Annotated in this window: 20 protein-coding genes, 1 tRNA gene and 1 pseudogene; 15 read left to right on the top strand and 7 right to left on the bottom strand. The window is 64.9% G+C overall.

Going from position 1 to position 24810, the window contains the following annotated elements:
• Nucleotides 1-81: 81 nt before the first annotated feature.
• On the top strand, nt 82-453 hold the full coding sequence (locus AC2W7L_RS08700) for an ArsR/SmtB family transcription factor (protein WP_101553593.1): 372 nt from the start codon (nt 82-84) through the stop codon (nt 451-453).
• Entirely contained in the window at nt 450-2114 is a 1665-nt protein-coding gene (locus tag AC2W7L_RS08695) for a SulP family inorganic anion transporter (protein ID WP_486004126.1), read from the top strand. The genes AC2W7L_RS08700 and AC2W7L_RS08695 overlap by 4 nt, the downstream gene beginning before the upstream one ends.
• Before the next feature lie 7 nt (nt 2115-2121).
• On the opposite strand, the gene AC2W7L_RS08690 is transcribed toward AC2W7L_RS08695, so the two are convergent.
• Nucleotides 2122-3042 (bottom strand): SCO6745 family protein, encoded by a 921-nt coding sequence (locus AC2W7L_RS08690; RefSeq protein WP_486004125.1) that lies wholly within the window; start codon nt 3040-3042, stop codon nt 2122-2124.
• 309 nt (nt 3043-3351) lie between these two features.
• On the opposite strand from AC2W7L_RS08690, the gene AC2W7L_RS08685 reads away from it, so the two are divergent.
• The 9 genes and pseudogenes from AC2W7L_RS08685 to AC2W7L_RS08645 all read left to right on the top strand — a co-directional run bounded on the left by AC2W7L_RS08685 (nt 3352) and on the right by AC2W7L_RS08645 (nt 12489).
• On the top strand, nt 3352-4347 hold the full coding sequence (locus tag AC2W7L_RS08685) for a (Fe-S)-binding protein (protein ID WP_486004124.1): 996 nt from the start codon (nt 3352-3354) through the stop codon (nt 4345-4347).
• Between the two features lie 11 nt (nt 4348-4358).
• Nucleotides 4359-5866: pseudogene (locus AC2W7L_RS08680) on the top strand (lactate utilization protein B).
• Nucleotides 5863-6585, top strand: a complete 723-nt coding sequence (locus tag AC2W7L_RS08675; protein WP_486004123.1) for a LutC/YkgG family protein — start codon at nt 5863-5865, stop codon at nt 6583-6585. Before AC2W7L_RS08680 ends, AC2W7L_RS08675 begins: the two are co-directional and overlap by 4 nt.
• Nucleotides 6586-6694: 109 nt before the next feature.
• Nucleotides 6695-7429, top strand: coding sequence for an LmeA family phospholipid-binding protein (locus AC2W7L_RS08670; protein WP_486004122.1), 735 nt, complete (start codon nt 6695-6697; stop codon nt 7427-7429).
• A gap of 37 nt (nt 7430-7466) precedes the next feature.
• Nucleotides 7467-8705: a M20 family metallo-hydrolase gene (locus AC2W7L_RS08665; RefSeq protein WP_486004121.1), complete on the top strand. Its 1239-nt coding sequence runs from the start codon at nt 7467-7469 to the stop codon at nt 8703-8705.
• A gap of 26 nt (nt 8706-8731) precedes the next feature.
• Nucleotides 8732-10282 (top strand): SulP family inorganic anion transporter, encoded by a 1551-nt coding sequence (locus tag AC2W7L_RS08660; RefSeq protein WP_486004120.1) that lies wholly within the window; start codon nt 8732-8734, stop codon nt 10280-10282.
• Nucleotides 10283-10431: 149 nt separating this feature from the next.
• On the top strand, nt 10432-10581 hold the full coding sequence (locus tag AC2W7L_RS08655) for a hypothetical protein (protein ID WP_486004119.1): 150 nt from the start codon (nt 10432-10434) through the stop codon (nt 10579-10581).
• A gap of 113 nt (nt 10582-10694) precedes the next feature.
• The gene (nhaA, locus tag AC2W7L_RS08650) at nt 10695-11981 is read left to right on the top strand and encodes a Na+/H+ antiporter NhaA (RefSeq protein WP_486004118.1); all 1287 of its coding nucleotides are present in this window, start codon (nt 10695-10697) and stop codon (nt 11979-11981) included.
• A 139-nt stretch (nt 11982-12120) separates the two neighbouring features.
• On the top strand, nt 12121-12489 hold the full coding sequence (locus tag AC2W7L_RS08645) for an antitoxin (RefSeq protein WP_167197724.1): 369 nt from the start codon (nt 12121-12123) through the stop codon (nt 12487-12489).
• A 121-nt stretch (nt 12490-12610) separates the two neighbouring features.
• On the opposite strand, the gene AC2W7L_RS08640 is transcribed toward AC2W7L_RS08645, so the two are convergent.
• The gene (locus tag AC2W7L_RS08640) at nt 12611-13345 is read right to left on the bottom strand and encodes a hypothetical protein (protein ID WP_486004117.1); all 735 of its coding nucleotides are present in this window, start codon (nt 13343-13345) and stop codon (nt 12611-12613) included.
• Nucleotides 13345-14205, bottom strand: a complete 861-nt coding sequence (locus AC2W7L_RS08635) for a hypothetical protein (RefSeq protein WP_486004116.1) — start codon at nt 14203-14205, stop codon at nt 13345-13347. Before AC2W7L_RS08635 ends, AC2W7L_RS08640 begins: the two co-directional genes overlap by 1 nt.
• Nucleotides 14206-14398: 193 nt before the next feature.
• Between AC2W7L_RS08635 and AC2W7L_RS08630 the strand changes: the two genes are divergently transcribed.
• Nucleotides 14399-15730, top strand: a complete 1332-nt coding sequence (locus AC2W7L_RS08630; protein WP_486004115.1) for a glutaminase — start codon at nt 14399-14401, stop codon at nt 15728-15730.
• A 182-nt stretch (nt 15731-15912) separates the two neighbouring features.
• The gene (locus tag AC2W7L_RS08625; protein ID WP_486004114.1) at nt 15913-16731 is read left to right on the top strand and encodes a siderophore-interacting protein; all 819 of its coding nucleotides are present in this window, start codon (nt 15913-15915) and stop codon (nt 16729-16731) included.
• Between the two features lie 18 nt (nt 16732-16749).
• On the opposite strand, the gene AC2W7L_RS08620 is transcribed toward AC2W7L_RS08625, so the two are convergent.
• The 4 genes from AC2W7L_RS08620 to AC2W7L_RS08605 form a co-directional block, all read right to left on the bottom strand.
• The gene (locus AC2W7L_RS08620; protein WP_486004113.1) at nt 16750-18864 is read right to left on the bottom strand and encodes a choice-of-anchor I family protein; all 2115 of its coding nucleotides are present in this window, start codon (nt 18862-18864) and stop codon (nt 16750-16752) included.
• A 173-nt stretch (nt 18865-19037) separates the two neighbouring features.
• Nucleotides 19038-19931, bottom strand: coding sequence for a dihydrodipicolinate synthase family protein (locus AC2W7L_RS08615; RefSeq protein ID WP_486004142.1), 894 nt, complete (start codon nt 19929-19931; stop codon nt 19038-19040).
• A gap of 127 nt (nt 19932-20058) precedes the next feature.
• Nucleotides 20059-20904: a PfkB family carbohydrate kinase gene (locus AC2W7L_RS08610; RefSeq protein WP_486004112.1), complete on the bottom strand. Its 846-nt coding sequence runs from the start codon at nt 20902-20904 to the stop codon at nt 20059-20061.
• Nucleotides 20905-21047: 143 nt separating this feature from the next.
• Nucleotides 21048-21120, bottom strand: a tRNA-His gene (locus AC2W7L_RS08605).
• 227 nt (nt 21121-21347) lie between these two features.
• Between AC2W7L_RS08605 and AC2W7L_RS08600 the strand changes: the two genes are divergently transcribed.
• On the top strand, nt 21348-23054 hold the full coding sequence (locus tag AC2W7L_RS08600) for a hypothetical protein (RefSeq protein ID WP_486004111.1): 1707 nt from the start codon (nt 21348-21350) through the stop codon (nt 23052-23054).
• A 190-nt stretch (nt 23055-23244) separates the two neighbouring features.
• A complete protein-coding gene (locus AC2W7L_RS08595) occupies nt 23245-24807 on the top strand; it encodes a hypothetical protein (protein WP_486004110.1) in 1563 nt (520 codons plus the stop codon).
• Nucleotides 24808-24810 lie beyond the last annotated feature (3 nt).

Raw genomic sequence — 24810 nt, 5'->3', positions numbered from 1 at the left:
TTCCGCAGATGCGGAACCGGGCTGATCATTCTCTGAGACCGGTCGGATCTGAACCCAACCTTTCGATATGATGGTTTCATCATGCCATTGGATCAGCTTCAGCGCCCCCTGTACGAGGTCAAGGCGAACCTCTTCAAGGGCCTCGCCCACCCCTTCCGCATCCGCATCCTCGAGCTCCTCTCCGGCAACGACGAGGTCAGTGTGGCCGATCTGCAGGCAGAGACCGCGCTCGAGGCCTCGCACCTCTCGCAGCATCTCGCGGTACTGCGGCGCCACCGTCTCGTCGAATCCGAACGTCGGGCCAGCCATGTCTACTATCGTCTGGCCGACCGGCGCACCGCAGAGCTGCTCGCGGTGGCCAGGAGCCTGCTGCTGACGATGCTCGAAGACGATGAGCAGCGACTCGCTGAAGCCCGGTCACTGCCGAAGATCCCGGGCGCGGATACCGCATGAGCCCGGCATCGCTGCTGCGCCGCACCCGGTCTCTGCTGCCGTCGGTCGCCGACTACCGTGAGACCCGCCGCTCCTGGCCGAAGGACCTGCTCGCCGGTGCCACCGTCGGCATCGTCGCCCTGCCTTTGGCGCTGGGGTTCGGAGTCAGCTCCGGTCTCACAGCCGAACAGGGACTCATCACCGCGATCGTCGCGGGCTTCCTCGCCGCGGTCTTCGGCGGATCCCACCTGCAGATCTCCGGTCCCACCGGCGCCATGGCCGTCGTCCTCGTGCCGATCGTCGCCAGTCACGGTGCCGAGGCCGTCGTCGCCGTCACCCTCATCGCCGGCCTCATCGTCGTCGCGGCCGGACTGCTGCGCCTGGGCCGGACGGTGTCCTTCATCCCCTGGCCGGTCATCGAAGGCTTCACCGTCGGCATCGCTGCGATCATCTTCCTCCAACAGGTGCCGTTCGTCACGACCCCCGATGATCTGGCTCCGGGCGAGGTGAGCATGAATGCCTTCGCGGCAGCCGTGCAGCTCATCTCGGATGCGGACTGGTCGTATCTGCCCTATTCTCTGGGCGCTGTGGCGATCGTCGCCGTGTGCATGGCGGTCTCCCCGAAGATCCATTCCGCGATTCCCGGATCGCTGGTCGGCATCATCATCGTCACCGTGCTGTCTGGAATCATTCCGAACCCGTTGGCCACGATCGAGGCGATCCCCCAGTCCTTGCCTGCCCCGAGCATTCCCGTCATCGATCCTGCCGTTCTGCCGGCTCTGCTGCCGGCTGCGGGCACGATCGCCGCGCTTGCCGCCATCGAATCGCTGCTCTCGGCCAGGGTCGCCTCGTCGATGTCCGATGCCGGTGCCTACCAGCCCGATCGGGAGCTCGTCGGTCAGGGTGTTGCGTCGATCGGGTCCTCGTTGTTCGGCGGCATGCCCGCCACCGGTGCGATCGCCCGCACCTCGGTGAATATCCGGGCCGGAGGGCGCACACGTCTGGCTTCGATCACCCATGCGGCGGTGCTGCTGCTCATCGTGTTGGTGGCAGCGGCTCCGGTGAGTCAGATCCCGTTGGCCGCCCTTGGCGGAGTCCTCTTCGTCACCGCAGTGCGCATGATCGACCTTGAGACGATGCGCTCGATTCTGCGCTCGACGAAATCCGATGCCTTCGGGTTCGTCATCACTGCGCTCATCACCGTCTCCTTCGACCTCATCGTGGCTGTGGGCATCGGTGTCGTCGTGGCGGCGTTCTTCGCTCTGCGGAAACTGTCCGCAACGACCTCGGTTCGCATCGAACGACTTTCGGAAACAGAGGCCGCTCAGCCAGGCGACGAGAAGATCGCGATCGTCCATTTCCGAGGACCGCTGTTCTTCGCTTCGGCCGATCGCATCTCCGATGAGGTCATGGAACTCAATGGAGTCTCGGTCGTTGTGCTGCGGATGTCGCAGCTCGAACTCGTCGATGCCACCGGAGCTCATATCCTCACCGAAATGGTCACGGCTCTCGAACGCCGCGGGATCACGGTGCTCATCAAAGGCGTCAGGGACAGTCAGGCCGGACTGTTCGAACAGGTCGGAGTGCTCGCAGCTCTGCGCCACCACCGGCACCTGTTCGATGAGCTGCCGGCGGCACTCGACCACGCTCGCTCTCATGTGGAGCGGGCACACCAGAGCTGAATCAGCTTCAGCCGACCTTCTTCTCGGGCCGCGCGAAGATGTTCGACGGGAAGGCACCGGACTTCGCGATCACGCGCAGCAGGTCACGGCTGGGGGCGAGCAGCGATTCGATCGTCTGATCGTCAAGGACCGACCACGCGGCTGTGACCGTGCCGTCGGTGAGGATTTCGACCTGTTCCTTCAGGTCGCGCCCTGCCTCGGTGATGGTGGGAAGATCGTGCCCGCGGTCATCTTTTTCCACGGTGATCAGCCCGGCCTCGGCGAGCCTGGTCTGCGCGGTCTGCCATTCCCCATCGGTGTAACCGCGGGTCTTCTGTGCTGCTCGCGGACGGAATCCGGCTCCGGTCGCGACATCGAGCATGAGAGCGTCGATTCCGGGCACACCGGCGGTGACAAGGGAGGCGACATGGCCGTCGCCGCGGAATTCGCGGGCCACGGTGGCCACGTCCCACAGCTTCTCGAAAGCGGTGTTCGCTTGGTGGGAGCCGATGACGTCGGCGGTGGCCGCGGACAGGGGCCGCCCGGCGAAGTCCATGGCGGTGAGCACGGGGGTCAGCGTTTCGGTCAGCTGGGTGGCCGCCTCGGTGAGCAGGGCGATATCGTCACGGTCGCCGAAGAGTTCGGCCATGAATGCGGACACGGCGTCGAAGCGGGCCTGGACCATCTGCTCCGGGCTCACCGTCTCCCACAGTCGCGGCAGCAGATCGGCGACGAAGTTCGGGGAGTAGTTGTAGTACGCGGCGCTGACGACTCCGGGATTCACCCGCCCCAGCGGCGCCGAACGCGCGGCCATATTGCCCTCGACTCCGGGTTCGAGTCCGTACTTGGCGTATTCGGCGCCGACCGTCTGTGAGAAGTACATCGACGAGTGGAATGAGTTGATGCGGGCCGAGACCGTTCTGATGTTCTGTGTGCGCTGGGAATCCATATCGTCATCCTATGGGCGGTCTCCTCCCAGGTAAATGGGTCTGCACGTGCATCGTCGCCGCTCTGATCGGCGCCGGAGATTAGCGCAGTCCCATGGGACCTAAATCGCTTGCCCCTCCCCCGAGGTGGCCGGACTTCCGCGTCGATCCGCGCACCGGCACGCCCCTCCGGTCGTGTCCATTTGCCGCGTCAGGACCCGGTGCTACGGTCTGAGCATGGAGTGACACGGACCGTTTGCGACCACGGCATCGTCCCGGTCGGAAGCCGATCCCGCCAACCGCATCAGCACAGCGTCCGGCTTGGAGGTCAGATGAGGATCGCACTGTTCGCCACCTGCATCGTCGATGCGATGTATCCCGAGGTTGCGCAGGCAACCGTGAGAATTCTGCGCCGACTCGGCCATGAGGTGATCTTCCCCGAAGGCCAGTCGTGCTGTGGGCAGATGCACATCAACTCCGGCAAGTTCGCGCAGGCCGAACCGGTCATCGCCAATCACGTCCGCGCTTTCACAAGCACCGAATGGGATGTCGCCGTCGCCCCGTCCGCCTCCTGCGTGGCCTCGCTCGGCCACCAGCAGCCGATGGTCGCCACCCGGGTGGGCAATGATGCCCTGGCTTCCGAGGCCGCCGAGGTGGCCGAACGCACCTATGAGCTCACCCAGTTCCTCACCGACGTCGAAGGCGTCACGGATGCCGCGGCCGATCTCGGGTCCTATTTCCCGCACCGCGTGACGTATCACCCGTCGTGCCACGGAATGCGGCTGCTGCGCCTCGGCGATCGACAGTCCTCCCTCGTCCGGTCCGTCGAGAGCATCGACTTCGTCGAACTGCCTCTGGCCGATTCCTGCTGCGGGTTCGGCGGCACTTTCTCCGTGAAGAACCCGGAGGTGTCCTCGGCGATGCTCGCCGACAAGGTGCGCACGATCCAGGCGACCGAAGCCGATGTCTGCACCGGCGGCGATGCCTCCTGTCTGCTGCACATCGGCGGTGGAATGTCGCGGTTCGAACGCACCGGAAGCTTCGACGGCGCGCCGGACGTCACCGCCGTCCACGTCAAGGAGACGAGCTCGACCGATGAGCGGGGGCACACGACCGAGACGCTGACGACGGTCGTCGGTGCCGACGATGACGACCACCTCACCCCAGGCCATCGGGGCACCTCTCCGGCCGAGCCGAGCCGCACCCAGTCCGGGTTCCGCGTCGGTCAAGCCGCGGTCCATCTGGCCCGGATCCTCGCATCGACGAAGGAGGACCCGCTGCGGGTGCCGAGCGAAGGAGCAGAAGTGAGCGGAGGGAGCCTGCGATGACCTTTCTGGGAATGCCGCTGCTGCCGTCGAAGCGACGCAGCGATCTGCCCGGCGGGCAGGGCAACATCATCGAAGCCGAGGCCTTTCCCGAGGCCTCGCACGAACATCTGAGCAACCAGCAGCTGCGCAACAACATCGGCCACGCCACCTCGACGATTCGGTCCAAGCGCGCCGAGGTCGTCTCCGAGCTCGACGACTGGGAAGCCCTGCGCGACGCCGGTGAGGCCACGAAGAACGAAGTGATGGCGAACCTCCCCGAGTACCTCGCGCAGTTCGAAGAGTCATTCACCGCCGTCGGCGGCATCATCCACTGGGCCCGCGACGCCGATGAGGCCAATGCCATCGTCACCGAGCTCGTCGAGGACAATGCGCCGATGCTCGAGACCGGTCGTCGTGAGGTCATCAAGGTCAAGTCGATGGCCACCCAGGAGATCGGGCTCAACGAGCACCTCGAGGCCGAAGGCATCGATGCGTTCGAGACGGATCTGGCCGAGCTCATCGTTCAGCTCGGCGAGGACAAACCCAGCCACATCCTCGTTCCCGCCATCCACCGCAACCGGGATGAGATCCGTGAGATCTTCATGGACAAGATGCCGACGTCGGGGAGCTGACGAACGAACCGGCCGTCCTCGCCGAGGCGGCCCGCCGACATCTGCGCCACAAATTCCTCACCACGAAGGTCGCGATCTCCGGAGCGAACTTCGGTATCGCTGAGACCGGCACCCTCGGCGTAGTTGAGTCCGAAGGCAACGGGCGCATGTGCCTGACCCTGCCGGAGACGCTCATCACCGTCATGGGCATCGAGAAGCTGCTGCCGAGGTTCGCCGATCTCGAGGTGTTCCTGCAGTTGCTGCCACGCTCGTCGACGGGTGAGCGGATGAACCCGTACACCTCGTTCTGGACGGGGCGGTCCGAGGGAGATGGTCCGCAGAACGTCCATCTCGTCCTCCTCGACAACGGACGCACCAGGGCCCTGACCGATGAGCACGGACGTACGGCGCTCAACTGCATCCGCTGCTCGGCATGCATGAATGTCTGCCCCGTCTACGAACGTACCGGCGGCCACGCCTACGGCTCGACCTATCCGGGACCGATCGGAGCGATCCTGTCCCCGCTGCTCACGGGAGTCGAAGAGCAGGGCAACGGTTCGCTGCCGTACGCGTCGAGCCTGTGCGGCGCCTGCTACGACGTGTGTCCGGTGAAGATCAACATCCCGGAGATCCTCGTCCACCTGCGGGGCGAAGATGTCAAGGCCAACCACTCCCCTGTGTCCTCCCAGCTCGACGCCGCCCTCACCGGCGCGTCGTGGATGATGGGCGACGGGAAGCGGATGGCCGCGGCGGAGAAGGGACTGCCTCTCGCGCACAAGGTCACCGGCGGTGAGCAGATCAACACCCTCCCCGGAATCGCCGGCGCCTGGACGTCGAGCCGCGACATTCCGGCCCTGCCGGAGAAGAGCTTCCGACAGCTCTGGGCCGAAGAGGAAGCGGATGACCGCGAGGAGGAGGGACAGCGATGACCGACACCGCCCGCGAGGAGATCCTCGCCCGCATCAGCGAAGCACTCGGTCGCCGCGGCGGCGGGGAATACGTGTCGTCGTCTCCGCAGACGGCGGCACCGGGCACCGACGGCACGGCACAGGCCGATTCCGGTGGGGCTGCCTCGGCGAAGACAGCTGCCACGGCCGCCGACGCCGGATACCACCATGAGGGCACGCACACGGGTGAGGCCCTCGTCGAGCTGCTCATCGACCGCCTCGTCGACTACAAAGCCAACGTCCACCGCGCCGATGGCGACCCGAGCGCGACGATCGCCGAACTCATCGGCGACCATTCCTCGGTCGTCGTCCCCCGCGGTCTCGACTCGTCCTGGCTGACGGGGTACTCCGGTGAGTTGCGGGTCGATGCTCCGGGTGAGGAGCTCAGCGTCGATGACCTCGACGCACAAGGGGCGGTGGTGACCGCCTCGGCGGTGGCGATCGCACAGACGGGCACGATCGTCCTCGACGGATCGGACGAGTGCGGGCGGAGGGCGATCACGCTCGTGCCCGACCATCATGTGTGCATCGTCCGGACGGACGACATCGTCGACATCGTTCCCGAAGGAGTCGCCCGCCTCGACGCGCACGCACCGCTGACGTTCATCTCCGGGCCCTCGGCCACGAGCGATATCGAACTCAGCCGGGTCGAAGGAGTGCACGGTCCGCGCACACTCGACGTCATCATTCTCGACGAGTGAGCGCAGCGAGGACCTTCGACTCTGCCGTGCCGGTTAGCGCACCCGGACCGGCGGGTGCGAGTCGGTCGGCGAATGCGCACGGACCGTCGGGTGCGGAACAATGGAGTCCATGACCACGGCGCAGACCCTTCAGTACCCGCGGCCGGATGACCGGCCACGACGTCGCAGCCGGTGGACGACATTCATCGTCTCCGCGGTCGTCATCGTCCTCACCCTCATCATCGGCAGTGTCGCGGCCGACCGCATCGTCGACTACACCACGGAGCAGCGCATCGCCGATGGGCTTGCCGACTACGGTGATGCCGAGGTCTCCGTCGACGGCTTCCCCATCCTCACGCAGCTGGCCTCCGGGGAGCTGAACTCGGTGCATGTCACCGCCGACGAGGCGACCTATGAGGGTGTCGACTTCACCGATGTCGATGCGAAACTCTATGACGTTCCGACCAGCGGGTCGAAGCCCATCGGCACCGTCGACGGTACGGCGGTGCTCCCCCACTCGACCCTCGACGAACTCGCCGCCGAGCATGCGAACCTGCCCGAGGGGATGACGTTCACCACCGTCGACGGCGAGCTCTTCCTCAAGGGATCGATGCTCGGTCAGGATCTGCTTGTGGGCATCGACCCGAAGGCCGACGGCAGACGGGCCGTCGTCGACGCGACGACGATCGAGTTGGGTTCGGCGGAGTTCTCCCTCGATCGACTGCCCGGCTTCCTCACCTCGGAGATCTCCGATATAGTCATCGATCTCGACTTCCTGCCCGCCGGGCTCGAACTCACCGACATCACCGCCACCGACTCCGGGCTGCAGGTCCGCCTCCACGGATCAGGGGTCAGCCTGCAGTAGACGAATACAGACACACGACGAGGACTCAATGATGAGCATGATCTCTCCCGCACCCGAACGCGTCGCCTCCGAACTCACCGAGCTGTCGACATTGACCGACTCCGATCGTCCCGGCTGGACGAGGCGTGCCCTGAGCGAATTCGACGTCTCGGGTCGGGAATTCGCCCGCAGACTCATGCGGCAGGCCGGGATGGACACCCGCATCGACGGCGCCGGCAATGTCATCGGAGTGCTGCCCGGCCGCCTCGGCGGCCGTCAGATCATGCTCGGATCGCACACCGACACCGTCGACGGCGGCGGACGTTTCGATGGGATCGTCGGGGTGCTCGGCGCGATCGAGGTGGTGCGGCTCATCCAGGAGCACGATATCCGCGTCGATCACGATCTGGTGGTCGTGGTGTTCTTCAACGAGGAGCCCAATGACTTCGGCCTCTTCTGCGTCGGCTCCCGCGCGATGACCGGACAGGTCGACCGTCAGACCTTAGCCATCACTGATCCCACCGGACGTTCTCTGGCAGACGCACTGCCTGATTCCCGCATCGACCCCGACGACTTCCTCTCGGCCGCCTACGATTTCAATCCGGTCACGGCCTTTCTCGAACTCCACATCGAGCAGGGCCCAGAGCTCGAACGGGCGGGTCGGCAGATCGGCGTCGTCGAGACGATCACTGGAATCAACCACTTCCGGGCCCTCTTCACCGGTCGTCAGGACCACGCCGGCACGACCCCGATGGACGTGCGGGCCGATGCCGGCTGCGCGGCGGCTGGAACGGTGCTCGCCGTAGAGTCGATCGCCGAATCCGGATTGAATACTCGAGGCACCAGCGGACAGATCCGCTTCACTCCCGAGGCAGTCAACGTCGTTTCGCAGATCGCAAGCCTCGAAGGAGAGTTCCGAGGCCCCGAGGGCTCCTGGCTCAACGAAGCTCAGCGTCGACTCACTGCGGCGGCGGGGAGCGAGGCCGAGAAACGCGGAGTCGAGGTCGAAATCGAATGGACCACCGACGATGCCCCTGTTCCGCTGCATGAGCCGATCACTTCCACAATCACCGAAGTGGCCGACGATTTCGGGCTCTCGCGCGCAACCATGTTCTCGGGTGCCGGCCACGATGCCGGGATCATCGCCGCAAAGACTCAGGTGGGAATGATCTTCGTTCCGTCTGTCGACGGCCGCAGCCATTGTCCCGAAGAGTTCACCGACTTCGCCGACATCATGCCCGGCATCTCGGTCCTCCTCGAGACTGTGCTGCGCACAGACCGGCGCGCTCGCGGCTGACCGCGGGGGCGGGTAGTGTTCCGGTCGTGACGACTCCCATTCCCGCCGAGACCGCCGACGACTCCAGACGCTACCGCCCCGACCCGACCGTCCTGAACGCACTGACCTCACCGAGGCTGCTTACCCGTGAGGTCCTCGCCGGACTCGTCGTCGGGCTCGCCCTCATCCCCGAGGCGATCGCGTTCTCGATCATCGCCGGGGTCGATCCGAAGGTCGGGCTGTTCTCCGCTTTCATCATGGCGACCTCGATCGCGTTCCTCGGCGGGCGTCCGGCCATGATCTCGGCGGCAACCGGAGCGGTGGCGCTCGTCATCGCCCCCGTCGCCCGCGAGCACGGGATGGACATGTTCATCGCCACCGTCATGCTCGCCGGTGTGTTCCAGATCCTGCTGGCTGTGGCGGGCGTGGCAAAGCTCATCCGGTTCATCCCCCGCAGCGTCATGGTCGGGTTCGTCAACGCCCTGTCGATCCTCGTCTTCGCAGCTCAGGTCCCCCACGTCATCGGAGTGCCGTCGATGGTCTACCCGCTGCTGGCCATCGGCATCGTCGTGCTCGTGTTCATGCCGAAGCTGACGAAGATCGTGCCGGCGCCGCTGGTCACGATCGTGCTCATCACCGGCATCGCCATCGTCTTCGCCATCGATGTCCCCACCGTCAGCGATCAGGGCGAGCTGCCTCGCAGCCTGCCCGAGCTCTTCATTCCGGACATCCCGCTGACTTGGCAGACCTTCACCACGATCGCGCCCTATTCGCTGGCCATGGCTCTGGTCGGGCTGATGGAATCGCTCATGACCGCCAAACTCGTCGACGAGATCACCGACACGCACTCGAACAAGACCCGCGAGTCCTGGGGCCAGGGTGCCGCGAACATGATCTCCGGCCTCTTCGGCGGTATGGGCGGCTGCGCGATGATCGGGCAGACGATGATCAACGTCCGTGCCTCGGGTGCGAGGACCCGGATCTCGACGTTCATGGCCGGAGCGTTCCTGCTCATCCTCGTCGTCGTGCTCGGCGACGTCGTGGGCATGATCCCAATGGTCGCGCTCGCTGCAATCATGATGATGGTCTGCGTCGACACCTTCGACTGGCATTCGATCCGCCCCTCGACGCTGAAGATGCTGCCGAAGTCCGAGACCTTCGTCATGATCGCCACCGTTGCGGTCGTCGTCGCCACCGGCAACCTCGCCATCGGCGTCGTCGTCGGAGTGTTCGTGGCCAGTGTGCTCTTCGTTCGGCGGGTCGCCCACTTCGTCACCGTCGAACGCACGATCACCAGATCCGCGGCAGGTCCGGACGGGGACGATTCCACCGACACCGAGGCGGTTGCCCGCTATGTGGTCCGCGGCGAGCTCTTCTTCGCCTCGTCGAACGATCTGACGACTCAGTTCCGATACACGCACGATCCCGATCACGTCGTCATCGATATGACGGAATCGCATGTCTGGGACGCGTCGACCGTGGCCGCCCTCGACGCGATCGTGACGAAGTACGAAGCGCTGGGCACGCGCCTGGAGATCACCGGAATGAACGCCTATACCGAGGCACTGCATGCTCGGCTCTCCGGCGGGCTGGGGTAGGTCCCCGGCGACGCTGCGCAGAGGCTCGTGTGCCCTCAGCTCCCCCGATAAGTGTGGCCAGATTGCCATTTTCGCGCCCGAAGCGTGCAATCTGGCCACACTTATCTCCCGTTGGCGCGGTGTGCAGAGGGTCGGTTAGACTGCAACGGATGATTTCCACCATGCGCGGCACCGATTTCAGGCCGCAGGTGTGGGTGCTCGGACATTCCGGCACCAACGGCTACATCACCTCGTGGGGCATGATGCTCTCCGGCACTGCCCCATTGCCTGCCGGATCACCACTCCGGCCCTCTCCCTGAGCAGAAGATGACACTCGCCCCCGCCTCGGCGACCCAGCGGTGACCTGACGGGGCGACCACTCGCACATTTCGGGCCGGACATGCACAGACTCCGGCAACGAAATGGACTCATCGTGACCTCACCTTCCCTCGCCACATCTCCCGGTTCCCGCCTGTTTGCGACGCTGCGCCGCGACACCGTCGGCGGCGCATTGCTCCTCATCGCCGCTGCTGCCGCTCTGATCTGGGCCAACTCTCCGGTATCGGCCGGATACTTCGCGATCCGAGACTGGGAGTTCGGCTATGAACCATGGCACCTGCGGCTGAGCATCGGGCAGTGGGCCTCCGACGGACTGCTCGCGGTCTTCTTCTTCCTCGTCGGCATCGAACTCAAGGCGGAATTCTCCCGCGGTGACCTGCGCCGGCTCCGCACCGCTGTCGTCCCGATCACTGCGGCGGCCGGTGGAGTCCTCGTCCCCGCCCTCATCTGCGCGGCCTTTCTGCTCACCCGCCCGGAACTGATGCGCGGCTGGGCCATTCCCACCGCGACCGACATCGCCTTCGCAGTGGCCGTCCTCGCGATCGTCGGATCCCATCTGCCCAAGGCTCTGCGTCTCTTCCTGCTGACTCTGGCCGCGGTCGACGACCTATTGGCGATCGCCATCATCGCGATCTTCTATACCGAGACCATCGCGATTCGCCCCCTCGCCACCGCGCTTGGAGTCGTCATCGTCTACGGACTCATCGCAAGTCGTTTCCGTCGCATCTTCGTCGAGCGCGCCTGGGCCACATGGGTCGTTCTCCTCCCCCTCGGGCTCGTCGCCTGGGCGCTCATGCACGCCTCAGGTGTCCACGCGACCATCGCCGGAGTGCTGCTGGGTTTCACGATCCCCGCAGTCGTCGGCCGTGCTTCGAACCAAACGCCCGCTGCCCCCGGCGGTCACTCATGCGAAGGCGAGGCCCAGTCCGGAATCGACCTCGCCGAGGCGCTCGAACACCGTATACGGCCGCTGTCGGCCGGGTTCGCCGTCCCGGTCTTCGCCTTCTTCGCCGCCGGTGTCGATATCGGAGGAACTGACGGCCTGGTATCGGCGTTCTCCCATCCCCTGACCTACGGAATCATGGCGGCACTGGTCGTGGGCAAGCCGGTGGGCATCCTCGCCTCCACATGGCTGGTCAGCCGGTTCACCTCAGGTTTGGATCCCAGCCTACGTTGGGCCGACCTCACCGGCATCGGACTGCTTGCCGGAATCGGCTTCACCGTCTCTCTCCTCGTCGCCGAACTCAGCTTCACCGCCGGTTCGGTCGAACACGATGTTGCGAAGGTCGCCATTCTCAGCGCCTCTCTGCTCTCGGCAGTACTCGCCGCGCTCATCCTCACTGCCCGTAATGCCCCTCACCGTCGCCTGTCGCAGGAGTGAAGGAGGTCGGTGACCGGCGAATCCGCATCATGTGATTGCCAGTTCCGACACAGACTGCCGCACTAGGATTCGAACCGTCCCTGTTCATCCCCACGACCAACATCGACAGAGCATTCGACCAACTGAGAAGGACCGTGCCATGGCATTCGACAAGTTTCTCAACAAGGCCAAGAACCTCGCCAATGATCCCAAAGTCAAGGACAAACTCAATTCGGACAAGGGCGAGAAGATCACTGACTCAGTCCTCGACAAAGCCGCCGGCGTCGCCGACTCGCTGACCGGGGGCAAGCACTCGGACAAGATCAAGAAGGCCCGGGATGCGGCGGATAACGCCATCGGCAATGACCGTGGCCAGACCGGTGGAACGAACCGTGGAGACGATCAGCCCGGTGGCGCGAACCGCAACGACGTTCGCGGGAACGACGTCCGCGGAGACGATCAGACCGGCGGAGCGAACCGTCGTGACGATGGCTTCGACGGCGACAATGGATCAGCCGGAAGCCGCTGACCACTGATCTTCTGCATCAGCTGTTCGAGCCCCTGCCGATCACGGCAGGGGCTCGAACTCTGTTCGGCGGTGCCCTGCGACACAGCAGAGGCAGAGACGCAGTGCGGTCGGCAACGCAGACTCAGGAATCGACCTCCGGGGTCGGCAGGGATGCCGGGTCGGCGTCGATCGTGATCCGCACCGCGTCGATGGCGGTGTGATCGCGCAGCAGCTCCTCGCCCGACACCTCCCACCCATCTCCCTTCTTCTCGCCGCACGACTCGCTGTGCGGAGAGATGACCTCACAGTCGACGGCGGTGATCGGTGCCTCGGACTCGACGACGAGGTCGCCGCGGTCCAAGGGCCGGAAGTACACCACAATGCCGCGGCCCTGTTTCCCGTGGACGTCTGCGGCCGGCACCGCCGCCCCGGCAACCTCGTAGTCGAGGACGCCGCGGTGAGATCCTGCAGCGAGTTTGTCCGTGGAGAAGCCGATGTCGACGGAATGCAGCTCTTTCTCGATGGACGCCTCCGCTTTGGTCGAATCGATGGTTCCTCGCGGATTCGAATAATCCGTCCGCAGGTACGGCGGCAGCAGGGACTCAGTATCTGGCAGGCGGAATCCGTCGTGGATGTCACCGCCGAACGACCATTTCGTATCCCGCGCGAGCTCGAATCTCGTGTCCAGCCGCACCGAGTAGCTGCCATCGGCGGCGATGCTGAGCGTGTGCTCAGCGGTTTTGCTGCGCAACGGATTCGGTGCTGCGTCCACCCAACTGGGCACGGCAACCGCGGTCACGATCATCGCGGTGAGGGCGAGCGCTGCCAGCGAGGACGAACCGCGGCGGCGCCTGGTTCCTCGTTTGATCTCTCTCATCACTGCCTCTCATATGCAGGGATCGGGGATGCAGTCATTCCTGCGGGAGGGGTGAAGGCGATGACGTCATGACTGTCGGTCAGGGACTCCCGCCAGACCACGCGGGCGCCGGCCTCCGAGTCTTCACCATCATCGACTCGTGCGAATGCTGCAGCGTCGCAGCCATCACCGAGTTCGAAGTCGACGTTGTCGGCCGGACAATGCACCGGCCCGTCGGTGTCGATGTTCAAAGTGTGTGTCTTCTGCGTGTGCTGACCATTGCCGATCACGGGGATGGGCACGGCGAAGACATCCTCGCCGGCCACGGTGATGAATACCTCGTCGAGGACGTATTCGAGTTCGATGACGTGTCGGCCTTCGCTCCACTGTCCGGTCTTTCCGTCGGAATCCTCCGGGTTGAACTTGAAGTGCGCCTCCGGGTGGTCAAAGCCCTGCTCCCTCTCTTCATCGACGGCGATGTCCAACTCTCCGAGTGTCTTCGGTGAGGTCCGAGTCGAGTCATCGGCTGTGCTCAGCTCGACGGCGCTGAGCGAAGACAGTTTCGGCATCATCGCCAGTCGGTTCCCGGTCTGAGGATTCCGACCCACTCCTGCATCACTGATCCACAGACCGACCGGTTTTCCGCCTTCAGGCGGGGTCTCGTAGATCAGCCTTTGGCGGATCTGCACGGTCCCGTCCCTCTGCGGGGCCACCTCGGTGATGGATTCCTGCGGGGTCAGCGCATGCTCGGACAGACGTTCGGTCTCCGGGTCTGGCGGTGCCGACCGCAGCACCAGCGCGGTGACGATCACGCCGATGACGACGACAGCGACGGCGGTGAACGCGATGCCGACGAGAAGGAGCAGCTTGGAACGGGTCATGACTTCACACTAAGGTCGGGACCCGTCACAGGAGCAGCACATTCGGTGCCAGACCTGGAACATGCCAGGACCGGATCAGCCGATTCATCGGCTCAGTCACCGACACACAGCGGGCAGCGAGCGAGTGTGTGAGAATGGCAGTCTGCGTCAAGCCACGCTGTGCCGACCGACCACTACTGCAGCAGGAGGTGCCATGCGATCGCCCATTCCGGATTTCCTCGATGAGACGCTCGACCGATTCCGACCGGATCGGTCCGGCGAGAATGCGGACTACATCCCGGACCTCGCAGCAGCGGATCCGGAGAAGCTCGCGATCTGCATCTCCACCCTCGACGGCGTCGAATACACCTCCGGCGATGCCGACCACGAGTTCTCGATCCAGTCGATGTCGAAGCCCTTCATCTACGGCCTCGCCCTCGAACAGGAGGGTCTGGCCGGAGTCCTCGAGAAGGTCGGCGTCGAACCCAGCGGTGAGAAGTTCAATGAGCTCTCCCTGGACAAGAAGTCCGGCCGCCCGCTCAACCCGATGATCAACGCCGGGGCCATGACCATCCACTCCATCCTCGGCGATCCCGGTGCAGGACTGGCCGAACGCACGGAGATCGTGCGTGCCGGGCTCTCCCGCTTCGCCGGCCGAGAGTTAACGATCGACGACTCGGTGGCCGACGGCGAATGGCGTGAGGCTTACCGCAACGTCGCCATCGCGAACATGCTCCGGTCCTACGACATCTTCTACGACGACCCCGACGAGGTGGTCCGCGGCTATATCGAACAATGCGCGATCACCGTCACCGTCAAGGACCTCGCCATCATGGCCTCGACCCTCGCCGGGGGCGGGATCAATCCGCTGACCGGTGAGCAGGTGCTCTCTCCCAGGGTCAACCGGCAGGTGCTCGCGGTCATGATGACATGCGGCATGTACGACGCGGCAGGCGACTGGATGACGGAGATCGGGATTCCCGCCAAGAGCGGCGTCTCCGGCGGCGTCTTCGGCGTCATGCCAGGTCAGGTCGGCATTGCCACGTTCTCTCCGCGCCTGGACAAGCACGGCACGAGCGTCCGCGGGTCGAAGATCTTCCAGGACCTCTCCGACCGGTTGAGCCTGCACATCATGGATGCACCGGAACCGGCCCGCTCGATCATCCGCCGTGACCGTCGCTTCGTCGATTCCGAGGGCAAGATGGTCCGCATCTGCAGCCTGCAGGGCCTCATCCAGTGGAGCGGTTCGGAGAACGTCCTGCGCACGATGGACGAGCCCGGTTCCACCACGAACACCTTCGTCCTCGACCTGCGCCGAGTCAATGAGATCAACTCCATCGCCCGGAGCATGCTCACCGAGGCGCTGTCGCGCATGAAGGACGACGGAATCCGCGTGGTGCTGCTCGACCCCGACGACATGATGCAGTGCAAGGGACCGAACTCCCCGCTTCCCGGCGTGCAGATCCTCGATTCGCTCAAATCGGTCAAGGGACTCAAACGCATCCGCGACGATCGCCGCCGAGAGATGGCCGACCGCGCCCACTGACGGCCATGGCGGGTGGTCGAGGCCAGCGGCAGGAACGGTGCGAAACCGTCCGCTGAGACCCGGAGCCCACCGCTGATACAGATTTGCTAAGGTGAGCCTTACCGAATCCCTGCGCCGAGGCGGCTTCGCCCTCCGAAGTCGACCTGAGCTTTCAGGGGTACCCCGTTTGAGAAAGGCCGCCTGTGACGACCGCACCCAACACCTCAGAGCGCACTGCACGACCCGCCCGCCAGCAGGCGGTGCTCACCGTCCTCGAGACGACCGAGGTCAGCCCGCATCTGGTGCGGCTGCGCCTCGGCGGCGACACCTTCGACAACATCGACTCAAACGATGCGACCGACAAGTACGTCAAACTCCTCTTCGCCGATCCTGCGCATGAACTCGTCCCGCCCTACGATCTGGCGGAGCTGCGCGAGCAGTCCCCCGAGAAGCTGCCGAGTCGCCGCACGTACACGGTGCGAGAGATCGATGTCGAGGAGAAGTGGCTGAGCATCGACTTCGTCATCCACGACGATGATGGAATCGCCGGACCCTGGGCGAAGAACGCGAAGCCCGGGGATACGCTCGTCCTCTCCGGAGCGGGCGGCAAGTACGCCCCCGCTGCCGAGTCCGCCTGGCACCTGCTCATCGCCGACCACTCCGCGATCCCGGCGGTGAGCTCCGCCATCGAAGCGATGCCTGCCGGAGCCACCGGAGTTGTCCTGGCCTGTGTCACCGACGAAGCCGATCGGGTTCTGCCCGAGGCGCCCGCTGGCATCGAGGTGAGATGGGTGGACTCGCAAGAGGAACTCATTGCTGCGGTCGAGGGACTCGAGTGGCGTGCGGGAACTCCGCAGGTCTTCGCCCACGGCGAGCGAGAGACGATCAAGGTCATCCGCAAGATCCTCAAGGAACGCGAAGTGCCGCGGGAGGCACTGTCGATCTCGGCCTATTGGGCCCGCGGCCGCGCCGAGGATCAGTTCCAGGCCGAGAAGCGCGAACCCATCGGCCAGATCGACTGAGCTCCCTGATTTGCGAACTCAGCGGCGGCGCGTGACGAAGAAGGCTGCTGTGCCGAGGGCGATGAGTCCGACAGCGATTCCACCGAGGATGAGGTACTGACCGAGGTCGGCACCGGTGCGCGGCAGCGGATCGCCGTCGGCCTCGTTCGGGTCTGCGGAGTCGTCGCCGTTCGAGCTGGCCGCTGAGTCGCTGCCAGCGCCGGTGCTCGAGCCGCTGTCCGCTTCTGCCCCGTCAACGCCCGAGTCGGAATCTCGGCCAGCGTCGGCCTGAGCGTTGTCGTTCGCACCGGCCTCAGTGTCGACGTCGCTCTCGGAGTCTGCGTCGTGGTCAGCGCCTGCATCTTCATCAGCACTGGCGTTCTTCTCGTCTCCGCCGGCACCGGCCTCGCCGTTCTCGTCCCCGTCGTCCCCACCGTTCGCGAGGTCGGCCACCGAGTAGAGGCTCGTGGTTCCTGAGACCTCGTTGCCAACGACGAGTGCCGCCTCGCCCGACGGCGACTCATACGCGCTGAGGAAAGTGATGCCCTCCGGCCCGAGGTCACCGACGCTCGAGAGCAGCGCTGCAGGATCCGAGACATCCTCGATCTCGTCCTCGACCGAGAAGGAGAAGTCCCTGTTGTTGAAGTAGGTCGCGAACTTCGGGTCACCGGGTTTGCTGAGGTCGAAGGCCGCGATTCCGCCGATGCGTTCGAAGCCGACGAACGCGTAGGTCGTCTCCCCCACCTCGCCGATGGTCAGCGCCTCGGGTTCGGGTCCTTTGTCGTCGCTGCGTCCCTCGAGGTTCGACTCGGAATGGTTGGAGTTGAAGAAGTCGGGCACAGCCTCGGCGGTCAGACGTTCGAACTCATCCGCGGAATCGGCGACGAGCTTTCCGTCGGTCGTCCACACGGAGAACGAGCGGGCACCGAACGCCACGAGCTCCTCATAGCAGTCACCAGCTTCGTTGAGCCCCAGATCGGTGATGACGTTCAGCCGTCCGAGATCCTCATCGCCGAGCTTGTCCTTAAGCGGCGAGGTCTCGCATACCGGCGCCAGACCGTCCTCGCCGAGGTCCTTGACCCTGGCCGCATCGACGAAGTCGCCCCATTCGCGCGAGTCACCCTCGTTCGCGGTGACGAGGTAGTCGGTGCCTCCGGAGGTGAACGTCGAGATCGTGTCGGGCATGTACGCGCCCTTGAGTCCCTCGTGTTCCGTGATGTTCACGGTCGGGGCATCCTCGGGGTCACGGTCGGAGGCGTCGAGTCCGTTGCCGGCCTGCCCATGGTCCTTGAGCCCCAGCGGGAGGATGTCCTCCACCTCGGCGGAGGCGATGTCGACGACCGCGAGCGCGTTCGCCTCCTGCAGGGTCGCGTAGGCCTTGCTTCCTGCGACGGTGATGTATTCGGGTTCGAGGTTGCGCGAGATCGGCAGGTCGTCTTCGGGGGTCGGTCCGAAGATCCGCACATCCTCCGGCAGCGTCTTCGCTCCCCCGTCCTCGAATTCGTGGAAGTCCGCGGTGTGCACATCCGAATCCGACGGCGCAGCCACCTCGGCGGGGAGGTCGATGACGGACACCGAACCTTCTGGATCGGTCGAGAAATCGTCGGCCGGTTCGCCCTCGTTCGCCACCAGGGCGTGAGTGCCGTCGGGGGTGACGGTGACCATGTCGGGCAGGGATCCGACGGGAACCTCGCCGAGGATGTCCGCCTCGGGGTCGTTCGCGTCGAAGAACATCACGGTTCCGGGCTGCGTCTTGTCCTCGTTCTCGAGCGCAATGACGCCGAGTCCGTCCTCGCGGATGGAGATCGAGTTCGCCACCCCGGTGCCGGTGATCTCGGAGACCTTCTTCGGGCTCTTCGGGTCCGATGCATCGATGACGTCGACAGTGGCGGCCTGCGCGTTGACGGTGAAGACCGTGTCACCGTGGACGGCGGTGATCTCGGCAGCGGATTCATCGAACTGCCCGGTCTCATGCGACCCGAGGAACCCCATGTCGATCTGTGCATCCTCGGCCGAGAAGCTGATGGGGTCGTCCACCTCTGCGGCGTGGGCGGTGCTCGCGCCGGTCGTCGTGCCGCCTACGGTGAAGCCGGTGGCCAGCAGGAGGGCGGCCGCCGAGGCCGTGAGCGTCTTCGCAGACAGTGGGATCGTCATCGGTTCTCCGGGATCGGATGGGCATCGCGGGCCGACTGAACCCACAAGCACCTATTCATAGGCCCCCGGAATGGACCGATTCCGAACCGCAGGTGGACGGATCGTGAACTCGTTCACCTGGAGCCGAAGGTCGGAGCCGGAGGTTGGAGCCGGAGGTTGGAGCCGGTGGCTGGTCAGGCGAGGTCGAGGCTCTCGGCCACCTCGGCGACCTTGCGCTTGGCCGCCTCATCAAGGTCGCGGAGCGGCAGAGGGAGGCTGCCCGCGCCCATGAGCCCGAGGTGTTCGGCGATGGCTGCGGTCACCCGCAGGCTTCCCCCGAACTCGGTGAACAGATCCCACAGCGGCTGCAGCTCGGCGGAGAGTTCGCGGGCAAGATCGGCATTGCCGAGTTCGGCGGCCCGGGTGATCTCGAGCAGCGGCTCCGGAAGGGTTCCGCCGACTGCCGCGTACCAGGCATCGCAGCCGGCGATGAGGCCCTCCGCGCCGTGAACGTCGCCGGAGATGCCGATCGTCACCTCGTCACCGATGGCTGCGCGGATCTCACCGATGCGCTCATCCCATCCGGCAGGTGAGGCCGGCGACCCGGGTATTTTGATCGAAGCCACTCCGTCGAGCGCGGCCATACGAGAGTAGAGCTCTGTGGTGAACGTGAAGTGCGTGGTGCCCGGGTTGTCGTAGACGACCACGGGCAGGTCGGTGGATTCGGTGACCGTGCGGAAGAGTTCGACCACCTCGTCGTCGGTCAGCGGCTGATAACTCACCGGTGCCAGCAGCAGCCCCTGGGCTCCCGCGGTTTCGGCGGACGCGACATTGGCCAGCACGTCCCTCGTCCGCAGTGCCCCGACGCCGATGAAGACGGGGATGTCGATAGCGGATTCGACGCTCAGCTGCGCGACCCGGGCGCGCTCCTCGATATTGAGGTAGGCGTACGAACCGGTCGATCCCAGCGCCGTAATCGAATCGACTCCCGCGAGGACGAGGCGTTCGATCAGTCCGACGAAGGCATCCTCGTCGAGGGAATCACCCTTCAGCGGAGTCAGCGGGAAGGCGCTCAGCCCGGTGAACAGGGACGGGTCGTGCGCGGGGGTGTTCGTCAATGATCCTCCTCATGTGGCGGCGGATCCCGGGTGGCGACAGTGGATGGATCCGCTTTCGTCCAGTCTGTCAGGTCAGTCGAGGGCCGGGTCTGCCAGGTCAGTCGATGACCGGCAGATAGGCCTCGAGCCGATCGAACTCCGGTTGGGCGGATGCCACTTCCACAGCCGCTGCACCCACGGCGTTGGCCGCTCTGAGTGCGCGTTCGGGTTCAAGCCCGCTGGTCAGCCCGATGGTCAGGGCCGCACAATAGGCATCCCCGGCGCCGACAGTGCTCACGGGGTTGGCTCGGACCGCCTCGGCGAAGGCGATCTGTTGGCCGTGCCTCAGCAACGCCGATCCTTTCGCCCCGAAGGTGACGGCCACGAGCTTCGCGGCCTTCAGCTGCGGCAGCTGGGAGTACTCGTATTCGTTGACGATGATGAGATCGGCCCGGTCGACCACCTCGGCGGGCAGCGGAATGGCGGGAGCCGCATTGACGGCGAGGAATCCGGGCACCCGGTCAGCGAGTTCGACGATGAGGTCGAGGGAGATCTCGAGCTGGGTGAGCACGGCCTCGTCGGCGCAGAACTCGATGCCGGCGAGACTGACCTCGGCATTCGCACCTTCGCACACGGCGATCTGATTCTCACCGGCGGCGTCGACCATGATGAGCGCGGTCCCGGTCTCGGCGGTCGCCTCGGCGATGTCATCGGTTAGGACGCCGACAGAGCGAAGGGCGTCGAGCATCGCCTGACCGTCGGAATCGGGGCCGACCGCGCCGATCATGCGGGTCCGCGCACCGAGGCGGGCGGCAGCTGCGGCCTGGTTCGCGCCCTTCCCGCCGGGCGACCTGCTGAGCCGGCCGCCTCCCACGGTCTCACCGGCGGCGGGGAGTCGGGACGTGGTGGCGGTGATGTCGGCGTTGATGCTGCCGACGACCGTCAGGGAGCCATCGATGGTCATGTCCCCATTATCGGCGATCGGGGTCGATCAAGGACGACCGTCGGCAACCTGGGGTGGGAAAGTGTGGGCACACAGTGGGCAAGCTGTGGGGATGAGAGAAGCCCCGTGATCCGTTCGCACGGATCACGGGGCTTCCCGATCGGGGTGAGTAACGGGACTTGAACCCGCGACATCCGCGACCACAACGCGGCGCTCTACCAGCTGAGCTATACCCACCACATGCGCTGCACCATCAGGCGCAGACAGCAAGATACATCTTAACCGCACCCGCTTGACCCGGGCAAACCAGAACCGCCCAAGATTCCCGATGAGACGCAGATCTCATTACATGCAACGATTCAGTAGCGATCTATAACGGTTTCGGAAAAGTGGTAGGAGCGACCCTCGACATTCATTAGTATTGACTCGGCCCTGCCCTCGATAACTGTCAAGGAACCCTGTACATGCCTCGTGCGTTGATCGCCGTCTCCGATGACGGGTTCACCTACACCACCCTCAACGGGGCGACGAGTCGCTATTCGGACACCGGGCAGGCCATCTCTTACCTCGGCGACTACGCTAAGGAGACCGCGACTCCCCTGACCGTCACGATCGACGACGGCACGAAGACCACTGAGATCGGCATCGACGAAAACGGCAGAGTCGGGGCCGTCCCCAAACAGGACACCCCCACCGAGGCGGCTCCGGACGAATCGTCGAACGCTCCGTCCACGGATGGGTCGGCAGCTGGTTCGACTGAATCGGCCGGAAATTCGGCCGGGCAATCGGAGAATGCCGAACTTTCGGAACCTGCCGACCAGAGCACGAACGGCCGGTCCGGCCAGTCCTCAGGTGGGCAGAACGGCTACCTCGCCCAGGACGATTCGTCAGGCTCGAACGGCGAGGCCTACCCGATGGGCACGCCGTTCTCCGGACCAGCCACACCGGCTGCGCCGACGGTGAAGAAGACACCGGTGCGCAGACGATCGGCTCGCAACCGCCCGCAGCGGCTGAAGAAGATCACCGTTCCCGGGCTCGTGCTCATCGGTCTGGCGATCCTCATGATCGGCGCATTCGTCGTTCCCAATATCGTCCCCGTCGACTCCCCCGACACCCCGCAGACGATCGGCTCGGAACAGCAGGTCAATCCCGCGTCCGAACTCTCCGTCGACAAGACTCAGGACGTTGTTCCCAGCTACGACAATTCCCCCAAGTGGGAAGCCGAGGTGCCCGAGGACGCCTCGGTGACGGCCTCCGATCGCGGGGTCCTGCTGGTCAACGACGGCCGCCTCGAAGTCCTCGACGCCGACACCGGCAAGACTCGGTACAAGACGAAGATCGATCAGTCCCCGACCTTCGCCGTCGACACCGTCATCGACGGGCGTCCGGCCCTGCTGTGGCAGGCGGGCGACACCGCCGAGGCACTCTTCGACGGGGAATCGAAGCCGAAGAGCTACCAGCTGCCGGAGAAGGCACGCATCACCTCCGCCGGCAAGAGTGTACTCATCAAATCGGGCAACAAGCTCTCGACCTTCGGCGCCGATGGCCTGGAAGATGTGCCCACCCCGCAGGCCGGTTCGACACCGATGGCCATCGATGACGATGAGCTCTTCAGCTCGGACTGGAACGGTCCGGTCAAGGCGAAGAACATCGAGACCGGCGACGAGCGGAGCATCAAACTCGAAAGCCCCGGGGACGAACTGAAGATCATCGACTGGATCTCGGCCGGCCATGGCAAGGCGATCACGCTGTGGGGCGAACAGGGCGCTTCGACGAACTCGGGTCACAGGATCCAGCTCGTCGTCCACTCCCTCGAGGACGGATCGATCCTCTCGACCGTGACCACGACGACCGACATCGTCGGCGAGAAGTCCTGGGTCCGCGGACAGGCCGGAGAACGTGCCTATATCGGCCCCTATCTCTTCGACCTGGAGTCGGGTCTGCTGCTCATGGATGTCTCCAGCCGTGATATTCACCTCTCCGAACCACGCGGAAGCATCGTCCCCTGCACGATGGACACGAGCACCTCGTGCCTGCTCGCCGGCAAGCGGGCGTTCAAGACAGATACCGATCTGCTTGCGGTCGTCGACAAGGGCAACAGCGCCCTGGTGCTCGGCGATGATTCGACCATTCGGGCCTATCCGAAGAAGTCCGAAACACAGGATCGCTGATTCCACGCTGGGGGCGCCGGCCGATGATCGCCGCCCCTTGACCACGGTCCAGTCATGGCTCCCGCGCCACGGCGAAACACGCCTATGGCTTTAACACATCTGGTCGAGACATTAAGATAGTGCCCGATGTGTCTGAACGTCATGTCCCCTTGACCCAATGAAGTCGGAATCCCCACCGCGAAGGAACGCAGTGCCAGTCTCACACAGGCTCAGCCGCAGAGCCGCCGCAATCGGCGCCGCGCTTGCCCTGGCAGCACTACCGATCTCGGCGACTGTCACACCTGCATTCGCCCAACCGAGTCCCACTCCCACGACCGAAGCCAGTTCGAGTGCCGAGGCCCGCGCTTCCGCCGGAGCTGATTCCGCTAACGACGACGATGGTGGTTCGTCGGCAGACGGCACAGACGGTGCCGACGCCGATTCGAGCGGCGCCGACAACGGTAGCGCCAAGGCCGAAGGCGGAGACGGCGGTCCTGGTCCCACTGAAGAGGGTGACAAGGCCTGCAAGGATCAGGAGTGGACCTCGGACGAACCTTGTGCAATCGAAGGTGAGCTCGAAGCGACTTGGGATAAGGACACTAAGCAGCTTTCGGTCAAGCCGAACGACAATAAGCCCGGAAGCCTGCCGAAGAGCTGGGAGGGCGTAGAGTTTGACGCGCCGACTGATCGCGGAATGGTCCGAGTCCCAGCGCAAGACGCATCGATCAAAGGCACCGCGGACTCAACCAGCAGCGATTCGGATACTGACGACAGCGGCCGATCCGTGGCTGACGCGACCACGCAGGCCGATGCACCCACCCAATTCGAGTTCGGCTCTGACGGCACGATCAGAGCAGCGGGCGAAGAAAAGGCCTTCAGGTTCGAGGGCTTTGGAGACAAGGGCCCCGACCCGGAGTGGACTTTCAAAGCCGACGGCAAGAACATCACTGCCAGTGGCGAACAGTACTCAGATGACGAAGGCACTGCCGAAGCATCGAGCGACTCTGATGGCACCGAAAAGGACGGGACGGCGGACAGCGATCCCTCTCCAACAGCGGATGGGTCCACCTCATCCGAAGGTGCCGAGGCCGACAGCGACCCGGACGGCGGCAAGACCGCCAGCAAGGACGGCGCCACCACCGATGACGGCTCCGGAAGCGACCGCGAGGCCGGCAAGAACGGCTCTTCCTCGGACAGCAACACCTCTGACGACAGCACCACCTCGTCGGATTCGGACTCGACGGAACGGGCAGATACGTCTGCCGACGGGGACTCCGACGGCAGGGAATCTGATTCCGATACCGGTACGGGCTCCGACGGCTCTCGCAGCAGCGATTCCGACAGCTCGGATTCCGGCGAGGACGACGAGAAGGATTCGGACGGTGCCGGTTCGTCGGCCGGCACTTCAGACGCCGACGGCACCACTCCGGACCCGTCAAACGGCAACGGTTCTCCCGACGACGAACGCGAAACCATCCCCGGCACCGCAGGTGATGAATTTCTGCCCGGAGATGACGAGGGCGCAGAACGCCCCGACTATTCGGATCCGGTTCCTCGCAACCCAGACGAACAGACGCCCAAAGACGATACGGACCTCATCACGGGTGGCGATCAGCCGTCCCCGAGGGCCAATCAGAATCCAGCGACCTCGTTCGGCGAATCCATCATCTCCACGATCGTCAGCTCCTGGCCCATCTTCGTTCTCGCCGCCTCCGGTATGGCAGCAGTCGGGTTTATCATCTACCTCATGGGACGCCGCGGAAAACAGGACTGAGGC

The organism is Brevibacterium sp. LAARM3_SD1 (assembly GCF_057364765.1).
Note: the sequence above shows the minus strand (reverse complement) of the source record. Positions and strands in the feature narration are given on the sequence as shown.